This window comes from Parashewanella sp. 2210YD4-3 (genome assembly GCF_056591735.1).
The window spans coordinates 18,065-41,504 of sequence record NZ_JBWQOG010000017.1 but is presented as its reverse complement, the minus strand read 5'-3'; the positions used below and the strand labels follow the sequence as shown (position 1 = coordinate 41,504).

At 40.2% G+C, this 23,440-nt stretch carries 19 protein-coding genes and 1 pseudogene; 16 read left to right on the top strand and 4 right to left on the bottom strand.

Going from position 1 to position 23,440, the window contains the following annotated elements; all coding sequences use genetic code 11:
• Positions 1 to 2 precede the first annotated feature (2 nt).
• Positions 3 to 3,605 (top strand): hypothetical protein, encoded by a 3,603-nt coding sequence (locus AC1EU0_RS18645; protein WP_480304239.1) that lies wholly within the window; start codon positions 3 to 5, stop codon positions 3,603 to 3,605.
• Between the two features lie 6 nt (positions 3,606 to 3,611).
• Here AC1EU0_RS18645 and AC1EU0_RS18640 read toward each other — a convergent pair whose 3' ends face one another.
• Together AC1EU0_RS18640 and AC1EU0_RS18635 are read right to left on the bottom strand one after the other, a co-directional pair.
• The gene (locus AC1EU0_RS18640) at positions 3,612 to 5,204 is read right to left on the bottom strand and encodes a hypothetical protein (RefSeq protein ID WP_480304237.1); all 1,593 of its coding nucleotides are present in this window, start codon (positions 5,202 to 5,204) and stop codon (positions 3,612 to 3,614) included.
• 147 nt (positions 5,205 to 5,351) lie between these two features.
• Positions 5,352 to 5,726, bottom strand: a complete 375-nt coding sequence (locus AC1EU0_RS18635) for a hypothetical protein (RefSeq protein WP_480304235.1) — start codon at positions 5,724 to 5,726, stop codon at positions 5,352 to 5,354.
• A 241-nt stretch (positions 5,727 to 5,967) separates the two neighbouring features.
• On the opposite strand from AC1EU0_RS18635, the gene lexA reads away from it, so the two are divergent.
• From lexA to AC1EU0_RS18605, 6 genes and pseudogenes are all read left to right on the top strand, one after another.
• Positions 5,968 to 6,585, top strand: a complete 618-nt coding sequence (gene lexA / locus AC1EU0_RS18630) for a transcriptional repressor LexA (RefSeq protein ID WP_480304233.1) — start codon at positions 5,968 to 5,970, stop codon at positions 6,583 to 6,585.
• Positions 6,582 to 7,055, top strand: coding sequence for a cell division inhibitor SulA (locus tag AC1EU0_RS18625; protein WP_480304231.1), 474 nt, complete (start codon positions 6,582 to 6,584; stop codon positions 7,053 to 7,055). Before lexA ends, AC1EU0_RS18625 begins: the two co-directional genes overlap by 4 nt.
• A 612-nt stretch (positions 7,056 to 7,667) precedes the next feature.
• A pseudogene (gene coxB / locus AC1EU0_RS18620) lies at positions 7,668 to 8,774 on the top strand (cytochrome c oxidase subunit II); the annotation flags it as partial.
• A gap of 24 nt (positions 8,775 to 8,798) precedes the next feature.
• Positions 8,799 to 10,433, top strand: coding sequence for a cytochrome c oxidase subunit I (ctaD, locus tag AC1EU0_RS18615; protein WP_480304229.1), 1,635 nt, complete (start codon positions 8,799 to 8,801; stop codon positions 10,431 to 10,433).
• A 1-nt stretch (position 10,434) separates the two neighbouring features.
• Complete coding sequence (locus AC1EU0_RS18610; protein WP_480304227.1) at positions 10,435 to 11,013, top strand: cytochrome c oxidase assembly protein; 579 nt, start codon at positions 10,435 to 10,437, stop codon at positions 11,011 to 11,013.
• The gene (locus AC1EU0_RS18605) at positions 11,010 to 11,888 is read left to right on the top strand and encodes a cytochrome c oxidase subunit 3 (protein ID WP_480304225.1); all 879 of its coding nucleotides are present in this window, start codon (positions 11,010 to 11,012) and stop codon (positions 11,886 to 11,888) included. Before AC1EU0_RS18610 ends, AC1EU0_RS18605 begins: the two co-directional genes overlap by 4 nt.
• Positions 11,889 to 11,895: 7 nt before the next feature.
• Here the strand turns inward: AC1EU0_RS18605 and AC1EU0_RS18600 are convergent, their stop codons facing one another.
• A complete protein-coding gene (locus tag AC1EU0_RS18600; protein ID WP_480304223.1) occupies positions 11,896 to 12,105 on the bottom strand; it encodes a DUF2909 domain-containing protein in 210 nt (69 codons plus the stop codon).
• Here AC1EU0_RS18600 and AC1EU0_RS18595 point away from each other — a divergent pair.
• From AC1EU0_RS18595 to AC1EU0_RS18555, 9 genes are all read left to right on the top strand, one after another.
• Complete coding sequence (locus AC1EU0_RS18595) at positions 12,062 to 12,889, top strand: SURF1 family protein (RefSeq protein WP_480304221.1); 828 nt, start codon at positions 12,062 to 12,064, stop codon at positions 12,887 to 12,889. The two genes, AC1EU0_RS18600 and AC1EU0_RS18595, sit on opposite strands and share 44 nt — an antisense overlap.
• On the top strand, positions 12,886 to 13,431 hold the full coding sequence (locus tag AC1EU0_RS18590) for a hypothetical protein (RefSeq protein WP_480304219.1): 546 nt from the start codon (positions 12,886 to 12,888) through the stop codon (positions 13,429 to 13,431). Before AC1EU0_RS18595 ends, AC1EU0_RS18590 begins: the two co-directional genes overlap by 4 nt.
• On the top strand, positions 13,431 to 14,432 hold the full coding sequence (locus tag AC1EU0_RS18585) for a COX15/CtaA family protein (protein WP_480304217.1): 1,002 nt from the start codon (positions 13,431 to 13,433) through the stop codon (positions 14,430 to 14,432). The genes AC1EU0_RS18590 and AC1EU0_RS18585 overlap by 1 nt, the downstream gene beginning before the upstream one ends.
• Positions 14,429 to 15,337: a heme o synthase gene (gene cyoE, locus AC1EU0_RS18580; protein WP_480304216.1), complete on the top strand. Its 909-nt coding sequence runs from the start codon at positions 14,429 to 14,431 to the stop codon at positions 15,335 to 15,337. Before AC1EU0_RS18585 ends, cyoE begins: the two co-directional genes overlap by 4 nt.
• A 4-nt stretch (positions 15,338 to 15,341) precedes the next feature.
• Positions 15,342 to 15,971 (top strand): SCO family protein, encoded by a 630-nt coding sequence (locus tag AC1EU0_RS18575; RefSeq protein ID WP_480304214.1) that lies wholly within the window; start codon positions 15,342 to 15,344, stop codon positions 15,969 to 15,971.
• 741 nt (positions 15,972 to 16,712) lie between these two features.
• Positions 16,713 to 18,032, top strand: coding sequence for a tyrosine-type recombinase/integrase (locus AC1EU0_RS18570; protein ID WP_480304212.1), 1,320 nt, complete (start codon positions 16,713 to 16,715; stop codon positions 18,030 to 18,032).
• Entirely contained in the window at positions 18,025 to 19,770 is a 1,746-nt protein-coding gene (locus tag AC1EU0_RS18565) for a hypothetical protein (protein ID WP_480304211.1), read from the top strand. The genes AC1EU0_RS18570 and AC1EU0_RS18565 overlap by 8 nt, the downstream gene beginning before the upstream one ends.
• Positions 19,770 to 21,815, top strand: a complete 2,046-nt coding sequence (locus AC1EU0_RS18560; protein WP_480304209.1) for a hypothetical protein — start codon at positions 19,770 to 19,772, stop codon at positions 21,813 to 21,815. Before AC1EU0_RS18565 ends, AC1EU0_RS18560 begins: the two co-directional genes overlap by 1 nt.
• Positions 21,812 to 22,273 carry a hypothetical protein gene (locus tag AC1EU0_RS18555; RefSeq protein ID WP_480304207.1) on the top strand — a complete coding sequence of 154 codons (462 nt, stop codon included), beginning with the start codon at positions 21,812 to 21,814 and terminating at the stop codon, positions 22,271 to 22,273. Before AC1EU0_RS18560 ends, AC1EU0_RS18555 begins: the two co-directional genes overlap by 4 nt.
• 40 nt (positions 22,274 to 22,313) lie before the next feature.
• On the opposite strand, the gene AC1EU0_RS18550 is transcribed toward AC1EU0_RS18555, so the two are convergent.
• Positions 22,314 to 23,213: a hypothetical protein gene (locus AC1EU0_RS18550; protein ID WP_480304205.1), complete on the bottom strand. Its 900-nt coding sequence runs from the start codon at positions 23,211 to 23,213 to the stop codon at positions 22,314 to 22,316.
• Positions 23,214 to 23,440: the final 227 nt, after the last annotated feature.

Below are 23,440 nucleotides of genomic sequence, written 5' to 3'. Positions count from 1 at the left end.
GTATGCAGTCTATTATGATAACCGTTGAGCCTACACAGCAACATCTTATCCATGTCAGTGATGATTACCATGCCACTAACGAAGTACTGTCTGAATCTAGCCCAGAAGTACTGTTTAGGGTCACCGAGACAGGTAAAGCAATTAAGTATCCAAATGTTGAGTATTTCCAACAAACTGACTGTTATGTCGCATTTAGAAGTAGAGACAGTTTTGACGATTTTTGCCGTTCATATTCTGAAGACATTCACAAACTCAATAGCCTCATTCAGCACTTTTTCGATGACCCAGACTGCACGAACAAACTCAAACAAGTTGATACCTTTAGGTGTAACTTATTTGTAAAAGCTGATGACGCAAAAATAATTGACCACTCAGCTTCCTATTATCGCCGCTACCTATACGGCGAAGCGAGGCTAGAGTTTCATCGGGTCGTCAACTTAATTGAACATTCACCACTGAAACCTTCTGAACAAAAAGCAATCATTGGTGATATGACGGATGGGATAGACACGTGTACAGGAGGCGCTCAGTCTCGAATTGCAACGGCTTTCCGCAAGCTTCACAACTCCTATTTGGGAGCTAATGGGGCGTTAAAAAACCTATGTTTTGCAATAGCCCAAGCTGATGCAATGCGATTTTTTCAGATTACAGCTTCCCGTAGAAATGTGGGTAACACATACGAAATACATATCGTCAATCACTTGCTAAAAAGTGTTGATGCTATGTTTGCCATAGAAGAGCCTATGGATGGAAGTGGTGAAAACTATAAATCGAAGTTTCGAGAAAGCGATTACACAGAGTTTAGTCACCAGGTAAGCCGATTACTTACGGCTTCTAACATTATTACGACCATTTGCAATCAGCATTTTGACAGGCTGATGAATATATTAGAGACGAATGGACTGATATCAGACACGGATTCTGTAGTGGAATTGGCGAAAATCGATGGAGAGATACTAGAACAAATCAATCTATTAGTATTAGAGCCAATCAATACGTTTTTACTTAGCAACATAACATTTCTCGAACTGCTAAATTCTGACGGCACCTCAGACGGAATATGTTTCGAGCCATTGACTTGTTATTGGATAGGGATTATTCAAAGGCAATATAGAAGCCACTTTAATCCTATTGGCGAAAAAGTATGCACCTTGGTTTCCACTACCAATGAAGATGAAGAACAACATGTCCCTTCGCACTATCCTGAAGTAAAACAAGCATGGGGCAACTTCTTTTGGGTAGAGCATAATGGTGAAGCGAAAGGATTAACGGTATACCAAATTATGCTGTTAGCGGAAAAAGAATCGAACAAAACCATCTTAACCGGCTATTTAGATGCGCTCGAAATAAACTCACTTGAAGAAGCCTTACAGTGCCTAAAATTATTGGCGTCCAATCAACATTCAATACTCATTCAACAGGCCCGTTGCCATAAATTGGTTCAATTCCGAGTATTTTATTTTTTCAATGAGGTCATCAATGCTGAATTTGAGCGTTGGCAACAGGCTTCAAGCCAAGCTCAAGACCAAAAAGATGTTATAGATTACAATCAATTGATGCCTTGGCAACACCTATCAACGTCGGAATTTGAAGCAATCCATACAAACTCAGAATTTCTGTGTGAAGTCTGCATCATTATTGAGCAAGCCAGAAGGGGGCTCTTTATCACCCCAATGCAAGTGCTTCATTTATACCAACTTGGGAAGTTAGAACTCATATTACAAAACAATTGCCAACTCACACCCAAGACGGTAGAGCATATTTTCAACCTATTAATTACTCAACGTGACAGTCAATCTATTGGTAAACTTTATGCCTTTGTTCATGCTAGAGGCCCATCATCACATGCCGAATTACAAGCCACTTGGTGCCCGAGCAAATTATTAGATAAAGCCGTTAGAGTCGATGATTTTCAGTTCACCACTGATACGCTTCAATTATTCCCAACTAATGTAACTAAATGGGCATTGAACAAAGAAACCGAAAAAGGCTCGCTAATGCATTACTGCATGCTCACTAACTACCTTAATGCATTTAATGCACTGCTGGCTTCTGAGCTTATAGAGCTAAACCGGATGACTTCCAAAGGTACCTTGTTACAAACAGCGCTAAGTAATCGCAAGTACATACCTTTTTTAAAGGCATTGTTAACACAAGACCCTCTTAATTTATTTTTCCCTTTATCCAACAAAGGTAAATGCAACTTTGATATCGCTTTAGATGATGAAACCCAAACCTTGTTAACCACTGCATTAACTCAGCGATTAAAACAGGCTAAGTCTGATGGTACTTTATTTGGTAAAAAAGTAACCGAACTCCCAAGTAGCAACCCAAAGCCAGAAGAAAATTGGGAGGGTAGCTGGGTAAAAGTTGATGTCAACGGTGAACTAGATGTCTTACATGAAATCATCCAGCGTTCATTAGGTTTTGAATCTACCGAAGAGTTAGTCAGTGAGATCCATAAGCATCGAGCCATTCACTGGCAATCAGCTCCGGCATACCTTAAAAATTTGGCTTGGAGTGTTCGCTACTCTGATTGGATAGCCAATCCCGAAAGCACGTTCGAGCGAACTCGGGACTTTATGCAACGACTGCCTAATATTCATAAATCTGAACTGGCTGACTGGCTTGAATTCGCTCAACTATTGAACGTAAAGAGTTTGAAAGCCGCCATCATTATTAACTACGTCAATCAAAACCAAGATGACGAGACTGTGAACAGAGAGCTCGAGTGGCTTTTTGGTCAAGCCGCTTTAATTCCAATTGAAAGTTTTGATCGCACTTATTCCGAAAAACGGCACTGCCTATTATTGGTTAAAGCCATAAAAGCCGGAGCAGTACCATTAGTTAAGCAAAGGATCGTTCGACAGGTCACAGACCGTCCTCTTAACCGCCCTTTGCTTGTGAAAGATAATTCGACAGGCACCCCGTCGACCTCAATTCCTCTGATCTATGCCATCAACACCGAGCAACTTGAAGTCGCGATACAAATCGCCGAGCTCGACCCTAGGCAAGTCTCTCTATTTTGCCCTCGCACGTATGGCAACGCGCTCCAATTAGCGGCGTATAAGTGTAATTCACCACAGCTTATCCGAGCTATGCTTCCTTACTGTAAAATTAATCAATTAGACTCTGATGGAAACTCAGCATTAAGTTTGGCTTTGCTGGCAAGCAACATCGAAAATGTAGAACAATTGCTAACACACAAAAATATTGATTTGTTTTGCCGTTCAAAAAGCGGGCGCCTAATTTACCAAATGGTACAAGTACTCGTCACTAAGAACACCCTCGACCATGCCATTGTATTAACGAGCGGGCACAGCCAGTACACAGTAAAAGCAGTGGATATAGAGAGAGCGCTTATTCCTTTAAAAGCTCAGCGTTTTGATTTTGTCGACAAGCTTTTCAACGATTACCCCTTTGTGTGTGATCACCTTAATGAGTTTAATCTTATGCTGGCCAAATGTGATTACCATTCACTACAAGCCTTGGTTTACAGCCTCTCTAATGGATTTCGCTTTTACAATGAAGAACTAAAACAGGGAGCGATCAGGATTTTGCAAGCACACGTTGCGGTTAGATACCAAAAAGAGATCGTTTTTTAACGGCTATTAATTAACTGGCTTATTCAAAAACTTCGCTGCGTATTGAATGCCATGCTCACTTCGCAGTTCTGGAATGCTGGCCAATTGCGAAAACAATTCTTTCCAAGTCATTTTTTCATTTTGAGTAAACAACCGCTCAAATAACCACATCATCACCTGCTCATCAAAATCAAAGTACTCATCCCCAAAAATAGCATCATCAACGGCTATTCCGAAGTGCTCAGCGATGTCAAAAAAATAAGGATGGAGCTCAGTCAGCAAGTTTATCGGCTTCCATTTACCTACTTTCAAGCATGTTACATTCCTGTATTTGACTTGTTCATGGCCTTCAACTTTTGTAACACCATCACAATTGGCATCTTCATGCTCTGCTAGATACTCAGTAATCTTAAAGTAGTGTTCCAGCACCATGATCTTAAAAGTGCCTCTTAAAGAAGGAATGGCATCAAGATGAGTAAAAAGCTGCAGCCAATTTAACGGTTCTTTATTCTCAAAATATTCAATCATGAGATAGGGTAATCGATTAAATTCAAAATCAGCACGAGTACCATTATCTGTAGCTTCACGCTGTAAGTCCAAAAATTCTCTTGATGAAAACCCTAGCGAAACCGCTAAGCTCACACAATGCGGCATAATGACATGTGACAATTTCAGGCCATCCGGTTCTATCTGAACAAAATTAGGCACGACTGGTCGCTGAGAAAAATGAATATCAGGTAACTCCTTCCAATGTTCTGGTAGCTTAACGCCATAACGCCTTGCAATACGATGAAATTCTGGCTCAAACTCCATACTCGGAATGCTACTCAGTAGATCAAAAAACATTTGATGAGTCACTAAGTTGTGCCTAAAAAATGCTCTCAGCATAAAGCTAACCGTATGCCATTCACAGTCACCATATCGTTGTTGATATTCAAATATTTGTTGTTCAGTGATACCAAGCAGATTTGCCAATTGATGACGATGAGGAATCAATAACTGGCAAAAATCAAACCCTTCAAAGTTGTTTTTGTTTCCGCTACCAATTCCAGTACTTATTCCCCAAGTATATTCATGGGCGTAAGTAGCACGATAAGCACGGTTTAATCGAATTCGCAGTTGAGAGTTTTGCTGCTTTTCAAGAGCCTTAGCCACAATGGCTTCTTTGCTGAACCCATGAAACAACCGTAGAAAAAAAGGCGGTTTTTTATTAGTAGAAACAATGTATATATGCCCTTTTGTAGTGAGTCTAAAACTAAGAGAAGATTCAACGCCTTTTTCAACAAGACCTACTCGCCAAGGGTGATATTTCCCTGAATCAATTTCCGGGGTATCATCCAATATTAATATTGCAGAGCAATACACTTTCACTTTGAACTCAGTAGACTTACCTGCCAATTTTCGAAAAAAGCCTTTTATCCCTGTTACTCGAACATCAAAAATATCTGCAACGGTGTCTGGCGCATTGGGGATACAAGCATAGTGCTGACCTGAGATTGGCGTTAACTTCGCATTTGAATCAACATCTCGGGATTTTGCATGAGCCACACCACTTTTACTCATGGCTTGCGCATAACTTGGAGGAGGGTCACTTTGATTTTGAGATCTTATCGCTTCCATTGGCAATTCTATAAAAGTAAAAGTCTCATTATATAAATTAAAAGCTGAACACTGACTTAATTTAGGTAAACTCCCCAAAGGCAAATGTTAGAGGATAGTGCCAATTAGACCGTTGATTAACCCCAGTCAATCCAATGCGGTAACTTATTATTTTTCTTCACTCCCTTTTGCTTCTCGCCAGCAACAAAACAAGCAAAAGTAATCACAAGCTTTAGTTTCTAAGCAGGAACAAAGCAGCCAACATGGGCAACACATGTCTTTATCTCTTGTTATCTTATGTGGTTCAACACTCATAAATTTAGCAAGCAACATACGTAGCCTCATAGGCTCATGCTGAATAAGCTCTCTATGCTCATCAGGATCAATATAAGACTCCTTGATTTGAGAGAGAGACTCTGGATTACATTGATACTTCCGTTCACCATTAGATAAGCCCTGTGGCAGTGAAGCGCTACCGGCTACACCTACACTGCCATAACCAACTTGCTGTGGAGGAAAAATATCTGGATGTACTGCTGCCATTGGATGTGACTCGCTAAAATAAAACTCAGTATAAAATCCAATCACTTACTAAACGAGTGAATCATTGTTAATCTCTTGTCCTTCATTTTCTAACTGTGCCTTATAGCTGTAGGCTTTTATGGCGAAGTTTAATTTCAAACTTATGGCACTCAACAATTCAAGATAAATTTGGTTAACTCTTGCGCTATATAGATTACTGTATATAATACCAGTAACACTGTATGAACAAACAGGTATTGCGATGAGACCTCTAACGCCAAGACAAGCCGAAATTTTAGAATTGATCAAAAGCAATATTTCAGAAACGGGCATGCCTCCAACCCGCGCTGAAATTGCTCGTCGTTTAGGTTTTCGTAGCGCCAATGCTGCTGAAGAACACTTAAAAGCATTAGCCAAAAAAGGCTACATTGAGATCATGCCCGGTACCTCCCGTGGCATTCGTTTAACTCAAGAAGTGACAGCTCAAGAAACGGGTCTACCGTTAATTGGCCAAGTTGCCGCTGGCGCACCTATTCTCGCTCAAGAACATGTTGAACAACATTATCAAGTCGATGCTCACTTATTTAAGCCTTCCGCCGACTTTTTACTGCGTGTTCGTGGTGACAGTATGAAAAATATAGGCATCTTAGAAGGTGATTTGTTAGCGGTACATAAGCAGCAACAAGCCAATAATGGTCAAGTGGTGGTAGCACGGCTTGAAGACGAAGTCACCGTTAAACGTTTTGAGCAAAAAGGAAATGTGGTTTATCTACATGCTGAAAATGAAGACTACGCCCCAATTGAAGTCGATTTAAGCTACGAACAATGTGAAATTGAGGGGTTAGCTGTTGGTGTGATACGCAATGGAGAATGGTTATGAGTATGCAAACAATAGGAGCGCAACACCACCCAGGACTTTGGCAAAGTGACAATGTTTGGCAACCTCAAGCCATTAACACTGTGCAAACACAGTCTTATGGATTGACGGAACTGCAAACGCTAAGTCCACAGTTGGCTCAACTGAGCCATCAAGGGCGATGGATAGTATTAATCAATCCCCCAAGCAACAATTTCAAAACCATTTTGGCTAAAGCAGGAATTGCCATCGACAAAGTTTTGTTAGTCCACACTAAAGATGAAGTTGAAACTTTATGGGCAATGGAAAAAGCATTGACCTCTGGCACCAGCAGTGCCGCCATTTGCTGGACATCCAGCCTAGATATGAAAGACAAACGTCGCTTGCAATTAATCACTAAAAGCGCACGTGCGATGGGCATTATTTTTGAAACAGAAACTGAAGTCCCAACGACAACAATTAAAACATCATCTATAGCGGCTCACACTCACTAACTTTTCTGTAGTACTTGAGGCTCGCTTCAATTATTACGGCATCGGTCTGTAGTCAATGACCTTTGCCTAAGACATCACGTCTCTTTTTTATAATCTACCGATGAAGAGCTTTCATGGCTTCACTTCTCATCACCACTACAATTCGGTTTTTCACCTTTTGCCGTTCCCATTAAATAAAAATATCAAAAACCTTAACTTGATCAATCGGTAAGCACCAAGTATGGTAATCTCAATAATAAATTAACAATTTATTATCATGTGCAAAAAGTTTAATTAAAAGAAAGACATAAAAACCTAGCAAAATTCAATAAGGATGCTTTCCTTAAAGTAAGGCAGAAAACTCATTCTGCTGCATAGGTTGAAATGTCCCAGTGAAAAAGCTGTCGTACTATTTGATTCGCTGTTAAGCGCCAAAGTGGAAACACAAAAGCCGTATAAAGTAGCATTACCATTGTCGTACCGTAACAGACACGCCATACCGTCTCACCTCGGAGTTATTGGAACTTAAACCACTACGCTCTTAGATATCAACAAGCTTTTGGGAACCGGAGAGTTCGCATAGGGCTAAGGGATACTGTGTAACTCTTCTTTGTTTAACAAAGGAGACGTCAAGTGAAGCGAGTGTTGTATTGTTTATTGGCCGCACTAATGGTGCCGCCTGTTTGGGCCGAATCGATGCGCCTAAACATGACTCAGGGCGTGACGGGGATAAGCCAAGAAGTTTATCACCTGCACATGACTATTTTTTACATCTGCTGTGTTATTGGGGTGATTGTCTTTGGTGTGATGCTCTACGCCATGATCAAACATCGTAAATCTAAGGGCGCCGTTGCGGCCAATTTTCATGAAAGCACCAAAGTCGAAATCTTATGGACCATTATTCCATTTGTGATTTTGATTGCTATGGCCATTCCTGCAACCAAAACCTTATTGGCGATGGAAGATTCAAGTAATTCTGATCTCACCATTAAGATCACCGGTTCACAATGGAAGTGGCATTACGATTATTTTGATAAAGGCGTAGGCTTTTACAGTGTCCTTGCCACTCCAAGAGATCAAATCGAAAACAAGCAAGCCAAGCAAGAACACTACTTACTTGAAGTCGACAAGCCATTAGTTCTCCCCACCGACCGTAAAATTCGTTTTTTAATGACCTCAGACGATGTGATCCACTCATGGTGGATGCCTGCGTTTGCGGTGAAAAAAGATGCCATTCCCGGCTTTATCAATGAAGCTTGGGCAAGAATCGATAAACCCGGCACTTATCGTGGTCAATGTACCGAGCTTTGCGGTAAGGATCATGGCTTTATGCCTATTGTTGTTAAAGCCGTTGAAGGTGCTGAGTTTGATACTTGGCTGACGTCACAAAAGCAAGCCCAACAAGACGCCGCAGCGAAAGCGAAGGCTGCTCTGTCGAAAACCCTCACTAAAGACGAGCTTTACCAAAAAGGCGAAAAAATCTTTCTTGCTCACTGTGCTGCCTGCCACCAGCCAACAGGCTTGGGGATCCCGGGTGTTTTCCCAGCATTGAAAGGCGCTGAATATGTTCTTGGTCCTGCAGAAAAACACATTCATATTGTGAAATTCGGTTGGCCGGGAAGTGCAATGCCACCATTTGGTAAACAGTTAACTGCTGAAGAAATTGCAGCTGTAATTACCTATGAACGTAATGCATGGGGCAATAACGTGGGTGATGCGGTGCAAGCTGCTGACGTCGAAAAAGTGCAAAAGTAAGGGATAACAATGACTACAGCAAACCCTCAAACAAATGAAACCGTCGAAACCGTCCATGAAGAAACGGTTGAGACGAATCACGATGATCATGGTCATCATGAGCATCCACCAAAAGGCATTATGCGTTGGCTATTAACCACCAACCATAAAGATATCGGAACCCTATATCTGTGGTTCAGTTTAACCATGTTCTTTATCGGCGGCGCTATGGCGATGGTTATTCGAGCCGAATTATTTGAACCTGGACTGCAATTAGTTGAACCTCATTTCTTCAACCAAATGACCACAGTTCATGGCCTTATCATGGTATTCGGTGCGGTAATGCCAGCATTCACCGGATTAGCTAACTGGTTAGTACCGATGATGATTGGCGCGCCCGATATGGCGTTGCCACGGATGAATAACTGGAGCTTTTGGATCTTACCATTTGCGTTTTTTATCTTACTGAGCTCATTGTTCATGGAAGGCGGCGGCCCTGATTTTGGCTGGACTTTCTATGCACCACTGTCTACCAAATACAGTGGCGACAGCACTGCGCTGTTCGTATTTGCCATCCATATTATGGGGATAAGCTCCATCATGGGTGCCATTAACGTGATTGTGACCATTTTCAATTTACGTGCACCGGGCATGACATGGATGAAGATGCCATTGTTCGTTTGGACTTGGTTAGTGACCGCTTTCTTGCTGATTGCAGTAATGCCTGTTCTTGCAGGGGCCGTCACCATGGTACTGACAGATAAGTTCTTTGGTACCAGTTTCTTTGATGCCGCAGGTGGTGGCGACCCTGTGATGTTCCAGCATATTTTCTGGTTCTTTGGTCACCCCGAAGTCTACATCATGATCTTGCCTGCTTTCGGCATTGTCTCGGCCATCATTCCAGCATTCAGTCGTAAAAAGCTGTTTGGTTACTCTTCGATGGTGTATGCCGTTGCCAGTATTGCTGTTTTATCCTTTGTGGTATGGGCGCATCACATGTTTACCACAGGAATGCCTAAAGTGGCGTTGTTATTCTTCATGTACTGCACCATGTTAATTGCAGTACCAACAGGGGTAAAAGTCTTTAACTGGGTAGCCACGATGTGGAAAGGCTCACTGTCATTTGAGCCACCGATGCTATTCGCCATTGCTTTTGTGGTGTTGTTTACCATTGGCGGTTTCTCTGGCTTGATGCTGGCCATGACGCCTGCTGATTTCCAATACCATGATACCTATTTTGTGGTCGCTCACTTCCACTATGTTCTGGTAACAGGTGCCATTTTCTCCATTATGGCCGCGGCCTATTATTGGCTGCCCAAGTGGACAGGACACATGTATTCCATGACCTTGGCTAAATGGCATTTCTGGTGCTCTGTGATTTCAGTGAATGTATTGTTCTTCCCGATGCACTTCTTAGGGTTGGCTGGTATGCCACGCCGTATTCCGGACTACAACATTCAGTTTGCTAACGTGAATGAGATTGTCTCTATCGGTGGTTTTGCGTTTGGTTTATCTCAACTGCTGTTCTTGGCACTGGTGATTAAATGCTGTCGTGGCGGTGAAAAAGCGCCTGCTAAACCATGGGATGGCGCAGAAGGTTTAGAGTGGGAGATACCAAGCCCTGCACCATATCATTCATTTACCACACCGCCAGAGGTAAAGTGATATGGCGGATTCAACCCAATCCAATAAAAAGCTGATCACCTATTTGGTGATCGGTTGTCTTGGAATGTTTGGGTTTGGTTTTGCCTTAGTACCTTTGTACGACATCATGTGTGATGCATTTGGTATCAACGGCAAAACCGCCACCACGGCACAAACTTATGATCAACAAACGATAGATAAAAGTCGCACCGTCAGAATTGAGTTTATGGCGCATATCCAACCTGGATTAAGTTGGGATTTTGGCCCCACCACCAATGTGATTAATGTTCATCCTGGTGAGCTGATCAAAACCGCTTTTGTTGCAAAAAATAACACTGCAACGCGGATGGTGGCACAAGCCATTCCCTCCATTTCTCCTGGGTTAGGGGCAAAGTACTTTCATAAAACCGAGTGTTTCTGCTTTCAGCAGCAACCGGTAGATGGTCAAAGCCCTGCTGACTTCCCTCTCGTTTTTTTTGTTGACCCACAACTACCCAAGGACATCCATACCTTAACCCTTTCCTATACTTTGTATGACATTACAGAGAAGACGCTAGGCGAGGCGTTATCAGGTTCCAAAGCACAAGGAGTTACTCCATGAGTACCCATGAACATTATTACGTCCCCGCACAAAGCGGGTGGCCCATTGTCGGTGCAATCGGTTTATTTTTAATTGCCTTTGGCGCTGGGCATTATGTTGCCCAAATTGATACCTACGGCCATGGAGGCTGGGGCATTTATGTATTACTGACTGGCATTGCCATTATTTTATATATGATCACTGGCTGGTTTCGTACCGTGATCAACGAATCTATGTCAGGCAAGTATTCATCACAAATGGATCGCTCGTTCCGTCAGGGGATGAGTTGGTTTATTTTCTCTGAAGTGATGTTTTTCGGTGCCTTTTTTGGCGCATTGTTTTTCATCCGCATGTTTTCGGTGCCATGGCTTGGAGGAGAGTTTCACTTAACTTCGACCCACGAGTTTTTATGGCCAAACTTTGTGGCTGAATGGCCATTAGTGAAAACGCCGAAAGGCGATACCACGCAAGCGATGCCTTGGCATGGATTACCGCTGTATAACACCATTATTCTATTGGTTTCTTCCGTCACTTTGCATTTCGCGCATGTGGCTTTAGAGAAAGGTAAACGAAATGCATTAAAGCTTTGGTTAGGTGCAACCATAGTACTCGGATGTGCGTTTTTATATCTTCAGGTTCATGAATATATCCATGCTTATACCGAGCTTGGCTTAACTCTAGAATCAGGCGTGTATGGTAATACCTTCTTCATGCTGACTGGTTTTCACGGCATGCATGTCACCATAGGTACGATTTTCTTAATTACCTTATTTTTCCGCATTCTAAAAGGCCATTTTACCCCTGAACACCATTTTGCATTCCAAGCGGGTAGTTGGTATTGGCATTTTGTTGATGTGGTGTGGCTATGCTTATTTGTGTTTGTTTACGTTCTCTAACACACCATTAATGTGGCGTAGGGTTGGGATGTATCCAACCTAACCCTATCGCGACTACTAACGCAATCACCACCAGCACAGACACTAAAACTCGACGTCCTAAATAGCGACTCATTGGAACTGAATCATCACTTTTAACCATGATGATCATTGCGCGACCAAGGTTAAAAATAATGAAAAGTAGTAAGCAAACTAATACGATTTTGAACAGTAACATTGTAGTCACAGGCAAGCCTCGCTGGTTGGGGTTTAGTCGTCAACTGCTGGGTTATGTATTTACTTTGGCGTTATTTATCTTATTAATCAAGTTAGGTTTTTGGCAATTAGAACGCTCACAATCCAAAGCGGCTTATGAACAATCATTACAGCAACGTCAGGATCAAATCCCTCTTAGTTATGACAAGGTGCTTGTTAAGCCAGATCCTATGTCGTTAATCGGATCAAATCTGACTGTAGAAGCTGAACCAACTTCTCACCCTTTAGTTTATTTAGATAATCAAGTGTTTGAAGGTAAAGTCGGTTATTTGGTCTATCAAATCATGAGTGTTGAACATACAAGCCCTCGACTGATGGTCGAACTGGGGTTTATTCCTGCTCCTTTAGATCGCAGCATCTTGCCTAACGTCACCCCATACACAGGCAAGCAAGTATTAACTGGACGTTTGTATTTTAAACAAGCTAACCCATTCAATGAGCGTTTACTGCCAGATCAAACCTCGGCACTGCGAATTCAAACTCTGCAACTGCCAGAGTTATCCCATTATTTAGATACGCCTTTAGCTTCGGTTGCTCTGCAACCAAATGATCAAAGCTTCGATGTTCATAATCAGCCACTTAACAAACCTTGGCAACCCATTCCATTGTCGTCACAAAAGCATCTTGGTTACGCCCTACAATGGTTTGCGATGGCAGCCGTACTGGCACTCATCGTTATTTATCGCTGGTTTAAAGCCCGCCGTATTTCCTCGACATCACAACAACAAGATAAGGAGCAAGGATGACCTCGACTAAAGCAACAAGCCGAAAACAACTCGTATTGCTTGCCACTGTATTTGCCTTACCTATAGTGGCAGCGCAATTGTTTTTAAGTCTCGATCTTTATCAAGGAGGCTCTACTAATAAAGGGGAATTATTGCCAAACTCGCTGAGTTACCAGAGTCTGAAGATGACGAACCCAATACCAGGGAAATGGCAAATGTTGTATCAATTACCTAAGGATTGCCAACAGCACTGTAAGCAACAATTACATTTATTGCAGCGCAGTCATATTGCCTTAGGTAAAGAGCAAGATAGAGTTCAACCTGTGATAATTGTCGCTAATGGCAGTGATAAATCCTTACTAAAATCATTTGATTTTGTCACTCTAGAGACAAACTCTTATGCATCAAATTATCTTTCAGATCAACAAATCATCACCGTTGATCCTCTCGGTAAGTGGGTAACACGTTACGCTCTCAAAACTGAGCCCCACGAACAAGTGATGCAAAGTAAAGCCATGTTGAATGATCTTCGAAAATTACTGAAGTTATCGAGGGTTGGCTAATGACATTAAACAGACTGATCCAATTTTCCATCATTTTTGCCTTTATCGTTATTTTAATGGGGGCATTTACTCGCCTTTCTGATGCAGGGCTCGGCTGCCCTGATTGGCCGGGCTGCTACGGTCACCTTGCTGTTCCTTCAGAAACACATGAACTGAATAAAGCCAAATTACTCTATCCAGATCTTACTGTAGAGAGTCATAAAGCGTGGCTTGAGATGATCCATCGCTATTTAGCAGGATTACTTGGGCTGATGATTTTAGCCATTTTGATCTTGTGTTGGCGTCAGCCAAGCGCACCGAAGAAGTTACCTTCAGCTATCGCGGTTTTAGTGATTTTTCAAGCGCTATTGGGGATGTGGACGGTCACCATGAAGTTAATGCCCATTGTGGTAATGGGACATTTGTTAGGTGGCTTTACGCTTATTTCTTTGCTGTTATTGCTTTATTGGCGAGTCAAACCATTACAGCTACCCGAAATGTCTCTGCCACCATCAATCCAGTTCGTAGCATGGCTAGCACTCATTACACTTATCATCCAAATCATGCTTGGCGGTTGGACTTCTGCCAACTACGCGGCTCTAGCTTGTACCAGCTTACCTTTATGTGAAGGAAACTGGCAAAGCCAATTGGATTGGGCAAAAGCCTTCTCACCGTTTCAAGGCGATCACATCAGCTTTGAATATGGCGTTTTAGACTGGACGACTCGCATGACCATTCATGTTAGTCATCGAATTTGGGCGATGATCACTAGCGTATTTATCTTCTGGTTAGGGCTGAAACTGCTTATTCACAGTCACGGTTTTATACGAAAGGCTTCAGTCATCATGCTTGGGCTTCTCGCCTTACAAATCATCTTAGGGATCAGCAACGTGGTATTCCACCTGCCGCTAACGGTAGCCACTGCTCACAACGGTGTGGCAGCTTTATTATTACTGTCTGTGGTCACCATTAATTATGCGGTTTACACGTTGACGCAACAACAAAAAAGGAATTCATTATGAGTAAATCAGCCGCCTTAACATCATCGAACCACTTATTTGCCCATTGGCGTGATTACTTGGAAATGACCAAGCCAAAAGTTGTGGCACTGATGCTACTTACGGTATTAGTCGGCATGTGTTTAGCCTTGCCGGGCGCCTTGCCCATTCAAGAAATGTTGGCCGGTATGATCGGCATAGGTTTAATGGCTGGCTCAGCGGCCAGTTTAAATCACTTAATTGACCGCCGTATCGACGCCATTATGGCTCGAACCTATAATCGCCCACTACCAAAAGGACGAGTGTCGGTTAGCAGTGCACTGACGTTTGCCGCGGTGATCGGCGTGCTTGGTTTTGTGATGCTGTATGCCTTAGTCAACCCACTCACCGCTTGGTTAACCTTTGCCAGTTTGATTGGTTATGCCTTGGTGTATACCGCTTACCTAAAACGTGCTACCTCGCAAAATATTGTCATTGGTGGCTTAGCTGGCGCTATGCCGCCACTACTAGGTTGGACAGCAGTCACTAACGAGTTTCACGGTTACGCCATGTTATTGGTGATTATTATTTTCACGTGGACACCACCACACTTTTGGGCGCTGGCCATTCACCGCCAAAAAGAATATGCCAAAGTAGATATTCCCATGCTACCCGTAACCCATGGCAGTGAATTTACCAAAACCTGTATTTTACTTTATACCGTATTACTCGGCTTGGCCTGTTTACTGCCTGTTATTGTGGGTATGAGTGGCGTCATTTATTTAATCGGTTCCACCTTACTAAGCAGCATGTTTGTCTATAAAGCTTGGCAGCTTAAATATCATGACAAGCCGGGGCTTGCGATGGATGTATTTAAGTTTTCCATCTATCACTTAATGGTGTTGTTTTTGCTGTTACTGGTAGATCACTATATTGTGGCATGGTGGTAAGCCCATGAAAAAGCCTATTGTTATCGCCATTGCCATGCTTATCACAAGTTTAGGTGCAATCACAGCATGGCAACTGCAACAGCCACCCGCTCCGTTGAAGTTGGCCACCAGCTTTGAATTCCCCACACCTCAACCTGTTGTACCTTTTATGCTGACAGATCAACATGGCAGCAGCTTTACCAATCAGTCATTGCAAGGAAAGTGGACACTGGTTTTTGTTGGCTTCACATCTTGCCCTGATATTTGCCCAACCACTATGGGGAAGCTCTCAGCAGCCTACCCCAAACTAAGCCAGAAACACCCGTTTCAAATTTTATTTTTATCGGTGGATCCACAGCGTGACACGGTCAATAAGCTCAAAGAGTATATGGATTTTTTTAATCCTAAATTCATCGCTGCTACGGGGGAGCATAAGCAGTTAGTCCCGTTAACTCGCAATCTGGGCATGGCATATACCATTAACGGTGAAGGTGAGCATTATTTAGTGGATCACAGTGCTTCCATGACCTTGATTTCCCCTCAAGGGCAACGCATAGCCATCATCAAGCCGAAAGCCGAGGTAGGTAAAATTCCCCATGTAAAAAATAAAGAGTTAGTGGCAGATGTGAAAGCTTTAATGGATAAGTGGAATTAAAGAAGCGAAAACGGCTCTTCTTAAAACAACAAACGCCCATAAGGGCGTTTGTTTTCAGAGAGGTATTGTTATCACCTCATCGTCAACACGTACCTACACAGGTAGATTCTGAAATAAATCTGGAAAGTCATAGGGGAAAAGACATTTCGAACTTTTCCAGAAAAATCGACTTTTGATACGAATTTTTCTAAAAATGTAAGAATGACTCTTCATTTTTCCAGAAAATCCACCACAAAAAGTATTTCGTTTTACCAGTTTGATTATTTTGACGTACCAAAAAATATCGAAATGGGGTGGCAAATAATGTCATATCAAGAGAGTAAAACGGCCAACCATTAAAAATTCATTTCCAACTGGTAAACATATTTCATAAAAAGTGGTGTAACCACGCTAGACGTAAAGGGTGTCTATCCTTCAGGATAAAAGTCAACAATTGTCTCTGCTTCAGATCATAACAAACACTATTCGAGTAGTTCTTCTCTTTATAGAACAAATCTTCTTTAATCAACCCCGTAAATATAATGGCCAACAAACAACCGTTTGCTTTTTGGATAAAAAAGCTCTTCGCCTACTAAAAACATTTCAGAATATTAATTCCAAACCTCATTGCGATTCGCTAGAAAATATATAAACGCAATTTCCCGCTCCGCTGCGATCCGCAAAAGCCCTTATTTAACAACTACTTACTTGATATAAATGTAAATAGAGAGTAAGCTTTTCTATAAGCGTTTAGGGAGGTTTATGTATTTAATACAATCAAGTAATGTTTATAAACAAAAGGAGTTATCTGTTAGTAATGAGACTTCGCAATGTTTTCAAGCTAAAGAAAGTATTGGCTCATTACCAACATTGTTTAATCAAGATGGTTTATTCAACCTCAAAGCAAATAGTTACTTCTTTTATCAAAAGGCCATAAAGAGAACTAAAGATCTATTACCGTGTGCTCAAGCCTTATATTCATATTACCAATACCTTGAAGATAACGGGTTAGAATGGGATCAATTTCCTCCCATCAAAAGATTGAAGCCCACCTACCTGTTTCGTTCTCACCTGCTAAAACAAATCAAAAACGGCGAATTAGCACACAGTACAGCAAGCGTCCGAATGAATCAGGTTGTCAACTTTTACAAGTGGTTGATTCGTGATAGCTACTTGAAAGTTAAAAATGAGAAAGAAGCACCATTTAATGTGGAGTTTGTATCAGTACAAAATACTGGGATGTTGGCTCACTTATCACCAAAGCTTGTAGTTAAAACGAGTGATTTACGAATAAAAGTTCCAAAGAACGCTAGCAGTAACAATATTCGACCGCTATCTCCATTACCTCGAGAATCATTAAGTATCATCACTCAGTATTTACTCAGTGCATCTGAAGAGTTGCGTTTACAAGTATTAATATCCATCGATACCGGAATGCGAATTCAAGAGGTGGCAACACTTTCACTAAACTGTCTTGATACCGCAATTGCACTCGCTGAAAGTGAGCATCGTTACGAGATACTTCTGTGCCCTCAATCGACAGGAGTCCAAACTAAATATTTAAAACGAAGGCATGTAGAAATCTCATCAGAGCTATTAGCCACACTGAATAAATACCGAACTTCGGAACGCAGAATTAAACGGGTAAACAAACTCAACAACAAGTTGGAGTTATTATCAGAAAAGTCCGAACTCCTAAAGCAAGATGTTATTGAAAGATTTGAGTTGTGCGAGCGTCATGAACCTCTGTTTGTAAGTGAGCAAGGAAATCCTGTTACCGCAAAGTCAATTGGAGCGCGCTGGACAGAGTTTAGAACGTTTATTAAGAATAACCACCCCTCTTTTCTACATCGATTTCACGACCTACGTTCAACCTATGGTACATACCGATTAAATGATTTACTTGAGGCTGGTTTACCTCCGGCAGAGAGCATGGCACTGCTAATGGGCTGGATGGGACATAGAAATGAATCTACCACGTGGAAGTATTTGCATTACTTGAAGCGTAAAGAGGCGTTTAAAGTGAAATTCGGGATTTTAGATAGCATCATGCACGAAGCACTTGGAGCTGGAGATGAGTAATATCACCTATCTTTGTAATTGGAAGCCCGAACTATGCATCCAATTAAATACAGAAGATAAAAACCTTGCAGACTTTAACCGTTTAATTTTCAAAGGCGTTCCTACTACTTTGCAGATTAAACAAAGTGTTCAATTAGAGGATGCTTGCCGTAAAGGCATTATTACTAAATTAAAAGAGAGGTTCGATGAAGCTTGTGAAGAAGGTAGTAGCCATATTTTTCTCTATTCAATCTTTACTGAGACTTTGGGGTACTTAAAGTGGTGTGATAAACAAAATTATCAAGCTTTTAATCAAAGTTCGCTGGAAATGCATATGAAGCACTTACAAAAGAGAGTCATGCTAGGAGAGATAAAAAACAGCACTTATAGAAAAAGCCGCTCTTATATGATGACACTTTTTGTACGATATCTAGATTGCCCACATAGTTATTTTGATAATGTCGTCATTATGGATAATAGTCAAACAACTCCTTTCGAGGCTTATACTCGTGGTGATTTAGTCCAACTCCTTCCGTTTTTAAGACAGTTATTTAATCAAACCTACAAGCAGTTTATTGAAGCCCCTGAAAAACATAAACATGTGTTTAAAAACAAGTCGACTATGACATTTAAATGGAAGGGGGAAAATTATCAGCTTTTTAGTGGTATCACTAAAATGATGTGCGCCGCAACTTACCTACTTGCTTATTATACTTACGGAAATAGCAGTGATTTATTGCAACTGCCACAACCAAAAAATGCATCTACCTCATTAAGTGAAAGCTGGTACATTATGCCAGCCTTTAAACGTAGAGCTTTCAAAACTATTCAAGTTGAGATGGGAAGTCATGAGTTGGAGGTTCCAAAATATGCCATGAGTTTTTTTGATAAGTTACTCAATGCTTCATATCTAATTAGCAAAGGTGAAAGTGCTACTTTGCTTCAAACTATCCCCTCTAAAAATGCACAACCGTTAACGAATGGAACGCTACAAAGTTTTTTAAGAATTTGGGTGGAAAAACATTTTACTTTCATTGATCAAACAGGACAGCGTTTACGGCCGATGATAAGCAGGTTTCGAGAAACCGGCGCTCAGATAACAGCCTATCATCAAGGTGAGATAGTCAACAATATTATGTTAAACAATACATTCAACACTCGTAAACGTCACTATAGCAAAGGTAACAAAATCAGCAATAACGGTATGATACAAGATGTGATGTCGATTAAAGAGGCGCAAGTTAAAAATGGATTAAATGTTAAGCAAGCACAGCAAAGTTTAGGGATAAATGTTTTAGTGGTTGAAGCAGAGAATAAAATCAATATTCCGAATTTAAGTCGAACCCCGAATGGAGCCAGTTGTATTAATCCATTTGGAGAAAAATCTAAGAAATATACTAATATTGCTCAAAAAAAAGGGCTAGCTAAAAAAGGAGAGCAGTTAGCATGTGCTGACCTTTTGGGTTGCTTTGGTTGTCCAAGCCAAGTGATAGTTCAATCAGTTGCTGATATCTGGTGCTTGATTTCATTTAAAGCTTGTATAGAAGAGTCATTATACCTGCACTTAGATGTCGAGCATTATAGAAAAAATTTTGAAAATATCGTAAAGTTTATCGAGTTAAAGATAATTCCCTATATAGATAAGCGCATTTTAAGAGAGGCCGAAACTAAGTTAGTTAATGATGGTTACCACCCATTTTGGAATGAGGATGAATCAGTTCTAGGACTTATACCTAAATCAACTAACGAGGTACGGTAATGGACGCTTATCTATTCGACTCCTCTAGCTTCCCTGAACAGCACAAAGTCAAAGTTGTAAATATAGCTGAACTATATCATGAAGGAAGGTTTGAAGAACTAGATGCCGTGGTTGTCTGTAAAGACAAAGATGGAAGTGTCACGGCAACCTTTGGTCAAAGCAAATGGAATTGCTTTCCTTTTAACCTACAAAAAGAAAAAAATCATCTTTTATTTGATGAGTTTAATGCGAATCCTAGGTTACAAAGGGAACTTAAGCTAATTACTTTTGGGCTCCTATTTAATAAAAGCCCTCAAAAGAAAAAAGCACAGAAGTTCTCAAGCATTCTTTCCAATTTAACAAACTTGAAAGTAGTTTTTCGATTTTTAGCAAAAAATAAACACATATCTATAAAAGTGCTATCCAAATCTGTGGTGTGGGTTGACTTTAAAAATTTTTTGCAAGAAAAAGGCTATGTACAAAGCTCAATACAAAAAATATTTAGTAGTATTAACGTTGCTATATCATTAGCTTCATGGCACAAGCTTGACCTAGGTATAATACCAATTAGAGCAGAAATAGAAGCCAAGCTAATAAGCGATAAAGACAAACAGCAAACTATTATAATTCCCGAACGTTTATGTGATGCTATATATGCCAAAGCAATAGCTCTTGTGAATACTGCTCACCCTCACAGAAATTTAATAGCTAATACTGAAAACGCTCTGCAAACTAATTACCTTGAAGGAAAAAGAAAGCTTGATGAGAAAGTACTTCAAGGAAAAAGATATGTTTTCAATAATAAAGATGAAAGTATTGATAATCGTAAATATACAATAGCAATTAAAGACAACCTACCAAAAGATGTTAAAGATATTATTAGAGCACAAGCTAAATACTTTCCTAACATTATACTTGAAAATGGTCACGATTTTCGTCGCTATTTAGGACAACTAATCACTGCCTGTTATATTATTTGTGGTGGATTTAGCGGAATGCGAGATTCTGAAATTGATAAATTAACTCCTGATAGCTACTACAAAGACACATTTGAAGGGAGGGAATATCATATGCTGCAATCTTATACTTTCAAATTAGGTGAAAAGAAGGAAACATGGGTAACAGCTTCATCTTCAAAACTTGCTATCGAATTAATGGCAACATTAACTGAACGTTGGCGAAAAGAGGTAAAGTATCCAAATAAAAAATACGCTAATTCCTTATGGGTAAATCAAATATTCCGCTCTAAACCACCAGTACTTATTACAACATGGAATCACCGATTACAACTTTTTTGTAAACAGTTTAATTTCATTGTCACTGAAGAGGATTATCAGGAGTGCCTTGAGTATAACCCTCGCTCACTAGAAAGTATAAAAAAGTATGTCAAAGTAGGAAGCCCTTGGCACATGACTACCCATCAATTTAGACGTACCTTGGCGTTTTACTGTGTGAAGAATCGTTTGGGAACATTAGTAGCACTTAAACAACAATTCAAGCATTTATCTCTCTCTATGACTGAGTGGTATACCAATGGCGGCAGGCTTGCCTATCTAAATGGTTTAAAGGTGAACACAACAATAAAACAAACTCTCGAAGATATTAACGCAGAAATAACCACCAATAAAATTTTCAAACAATGGCACTCAGATGAAACTCTATCAGGCTCTCATGGCAAAGCGATTATGAAAATGCGAGGTGATGTACCGACCATTTATAGCTCGTGGAATGTTATTTATAAGGCAGTGAAGGAAGGTAAATTAACGCTTCATGGTTCACTGCATAGCTATTGTAAAAGTGGATATGATTGCGACATGGATGGTGTAGTTGCACCTCAATTCTGTGTTGATTGCAGCTCTGCAAGTAGCATCATTGACGAACAGCAAGCGAAATGGTGGCAGAAAAAGCATCGTAGTTTGACTACATATATGGCTTTGGGAGAAGACATATCGGTCACAGATAGAAGTCATTATATAACTCAAATTAGGGCTGCTGAGAATGTTATGAGGGATTTTAATATGACTTTTACGCCTTTTGAGCCAGAGTTAAAGGTAACTAATTTATGAGTAAGAGCGAAAACACATTACTGCAATTAGAGGCTGCATTGGAACGGATCATTCAAAGAAAACCTAATCGAATTCCAATAACCAGAAAACTCACTGTAAGAGCTGTGGAAGAAGAAGCAAAACTTGGTAATGGCACTGGTTATTACTATCCAGACTTTGTTAACAAGGTTAAGCAAAAGAAAGCAGATCAAGCAAAGGAAGAAGGTAAGTGTACCCAACCTCAAATTCAGATCATTCGTGAAAAGCTCAATGAACAAAAGCGCATCAAAAATAATTTTAAGAAAAAGTATAACAATGCTAAAGAACAGCTAGCTTTGTTTGCAGCTGCTCAGCACCATATTAATGACAAGTTGGTTCAATCACTAGCTAGAATTGATGATCTGGAATATGAGAATACAGAGCTAAAAGAGACTATTGTAAACTTAAAACGAAGTAAAGTTATGCCATTAAAATCATAATAATTTTAATGGCATAGACAAAACTTAAATTAAATTAGTATCAAAATGTTAATACGAGCCCGCTGCGATCATTCGCCGATTCAATGGATTTATCAGCACCGTCAGAAATTAATCGTTTGCCTATCTGATTAATACCATTCATCGTATTCAATTCATTGTTTATTAACAATGAATTATTTTGCACTTTGCAAAGTACTAACTTGCCGTTTTTACATTTTGATTTCAATTGTTCATATAATTTATAAAAATAGCCTACCACGTAATTTTCAACCCAAGTTCGATTTAAAAACTTCAAGTCACTATACCTGCCTTTCTTAGAATAATAAAAAGAGTCAAACTCTCGTATAATGAAAGTTAATTCACCGCCTACATTTGTTTTAATACAATATAACTTTACACCATGCCGATAATCTATAAAATGCATTCCTCTTTGAACATCATCTTTAAAAAGGTTTGATATGTTATTGTCGTAAGTTGCTAACGACTCAAATAAATCTGATACTAGAATATTATTTTCATAAACTGCGGAATGAAGATGAATAACCTCTTCATCTAAAAGCCAATCCAGCTTATTGTTGTATATTGCATGTGAAACTGTATTTTTTTCTTTTGAAAATGGTTCTAATTTTTCAATATTACTATTCCAACTTGAATTTAAAAGCTCTTTGATTTCATTTCTAAGCTTTGTTGCACAGTCATGACAAACGCCTGTACCAGCTAATGAACATCTAGTATCACATACAGCACTACTTCTTTTACCCACACTTAATTCGAGTTCATTCCAGTTAGAAAAATTGTGGTAGTACGAAATCATCTCCCTAGATTCAATTAAATTTAAATTCAATGAGTTAGATAGGAGTTCCACCTGATCATTTATATATTTTTTTGTTGGATATACTTTTGTTATTACAGATTCTTCTTTAGCATTCTTAGTATTCATTACCTAACATTCGCCACTTACAAAAATAAAAACACAACCAATCAAACACTAAAGAATTTTATATCCCACTATAAGAAGAACAAAAAATAAAAAGTGAATAACAAGCCATAATAAATTAAATCAGTGGTTGACCACCCCAACCGATTAATAGCAATTTTATACCCACCAAAAAAAATTACAACACCAATCACAAATAAAACCAAACAAAATCAACTACTTGCATTGTG

What these genes read in the sequence shown, in the direction of transcription:
- AC1EU0_RS18645 (WP_480304239.1), top strand. Translation starts at nt 3, where the DNA reads ATGCAGTCTATTATGATAACCGTTGAGCCTACACAGCAACATCTTATC.
- AC1EU0_RS18640 (WP_480304237.1), bottom strand. Translation starts at nt 5,204, where the DNA reads ATGGAAGCGATAAGATCTCAAAATCAAAGTGACCCTCCTCCAAGTTAT.
- AC1EU0_RS18635 (WP_480304235.1), bottom strand. Translation starts at nt 5,726, where the DNA reads ATGGCAGCAGTACATCCAGATATTTTTCCTCCACAGCAAGTTGGTTAT.
- lexA (WP_480304233.1), top strand. Translation starts at nt 5,968, where the DNA reads ATGAGACCTCTAACGCCAAGACAAGCCGAAATTTTAGAATTGATCAAA.
- AC1EU0_RS18625 (WP_480304231.1), top strand. Translation starts at nt 6,582, where the DNA reads ATGAGTATGCAAACAATAGGAGCGCAACACCACCCAGGACTTTGGCAA.
- ctaD (WP_480304229.1), top strand. Translation starts at nt 8,799, where the DNA reads ATGACTACAGCAAACCCTCAAACAAATGAAACCGTCGAAACCGTCCAT.
- AC1EU0_RS18610 (WP_480304227.1), top strand. Translation starts at nt 10,435, where the DNA reads ATGGCGGATTCAACCCAATCCAATAAAAAGCTGATCACCTATTTGGTG.
- AC1EU0_RS18605 (WP_480304225.1), top strand. Translation starts at nt 11,010, where the DNA reads ATGAGTACCCATGAACATTATTACGTCCCCGCACAAAGCGGGTGGCCC.
- AC1EU0_RS18595 (WP_480304221.1), top strand. Translation starts at nt 12,062, where the DNA reads ATGAAAAGTAGTAAGCAAACTAATACGATTTTGAACAGTAACATTGTA.
- AC1EU0_RS18600 (WP_480304223.1), bottom strand. Translation starts at nt 12,105, where the DNA reads ATGTTACTGTTCAAAATCGTATTAGTTTGCTTACTACTTTTCATTATT.
- AC1EU0_RS18590 (WP_480304219.1), top strand. Translation starts at nt 12,886, where the DNA reads ATGACCTCGACTAAAGCAACAAGCCGAAAACAACTCGTATTGCTTGCC.
- AC1EU0_RS18585 (WP_480304217.1), top strand. Translation starts at nt 13,431, where the DNA reads ATGACATTAAACAGACTGATCCAATTTTCCATCATTTTTGCCTTTATC.
- cyoE (WP_480304216.1), top strand. Translation starts at nt 14,429, where the DNA reads ATGAGTAAATCAGCCGCCTTAACATCATCGAACCACTTATTTGCCCAT.
- AC1EU0_RS18575 (WP_480304214.1), top strand. Translation starts at nt 15,342, where the DNA reads ATGAAAAAGCCTATTGTTATCGCCATTGCCATGCTTATCACAAGTTTA.
- AC1EU0_RS18570 (WP_480304212.1), top strand. Translation starts at nt 16,713, where the DNA reads ATGTATTTAATACAATCAAGTAATGTTTATAAACAAAAGGAGTTATCT.
- AC1EU0_RS18565 (WP_480304211.1), top strand. Translation starts at nt 18,025, where the DNA reads ATGAGTAATATCACCTATCTTTGTAATTGGAAGCCCGAACTATGCATC.
- AC1EU0_RS18560 (WP_480304209.1), top strand. Translation starts at nt 19,770, where the DNA reads ATGGACGCTTATCTATTCGACTCCTCTAGCTTCCCTGAACAGCACAAA.
- AC1EU0_RS18555 (WP_480304207.1), top strand. Translation starts at nt 21,812, where the DNA reads ATGAGTAAGAGCGAAAACACATTACTGCAATTAGAGGCTGCATTGGAA.
- AC1EU0_RS18550 (WP_480304205.1), bottom strand. Translation starts at nt 23,213, where the DNA reads ATGAATACTAAGAATGCTAAAGAAGAATCTGTAATAACAAAAGTATAT.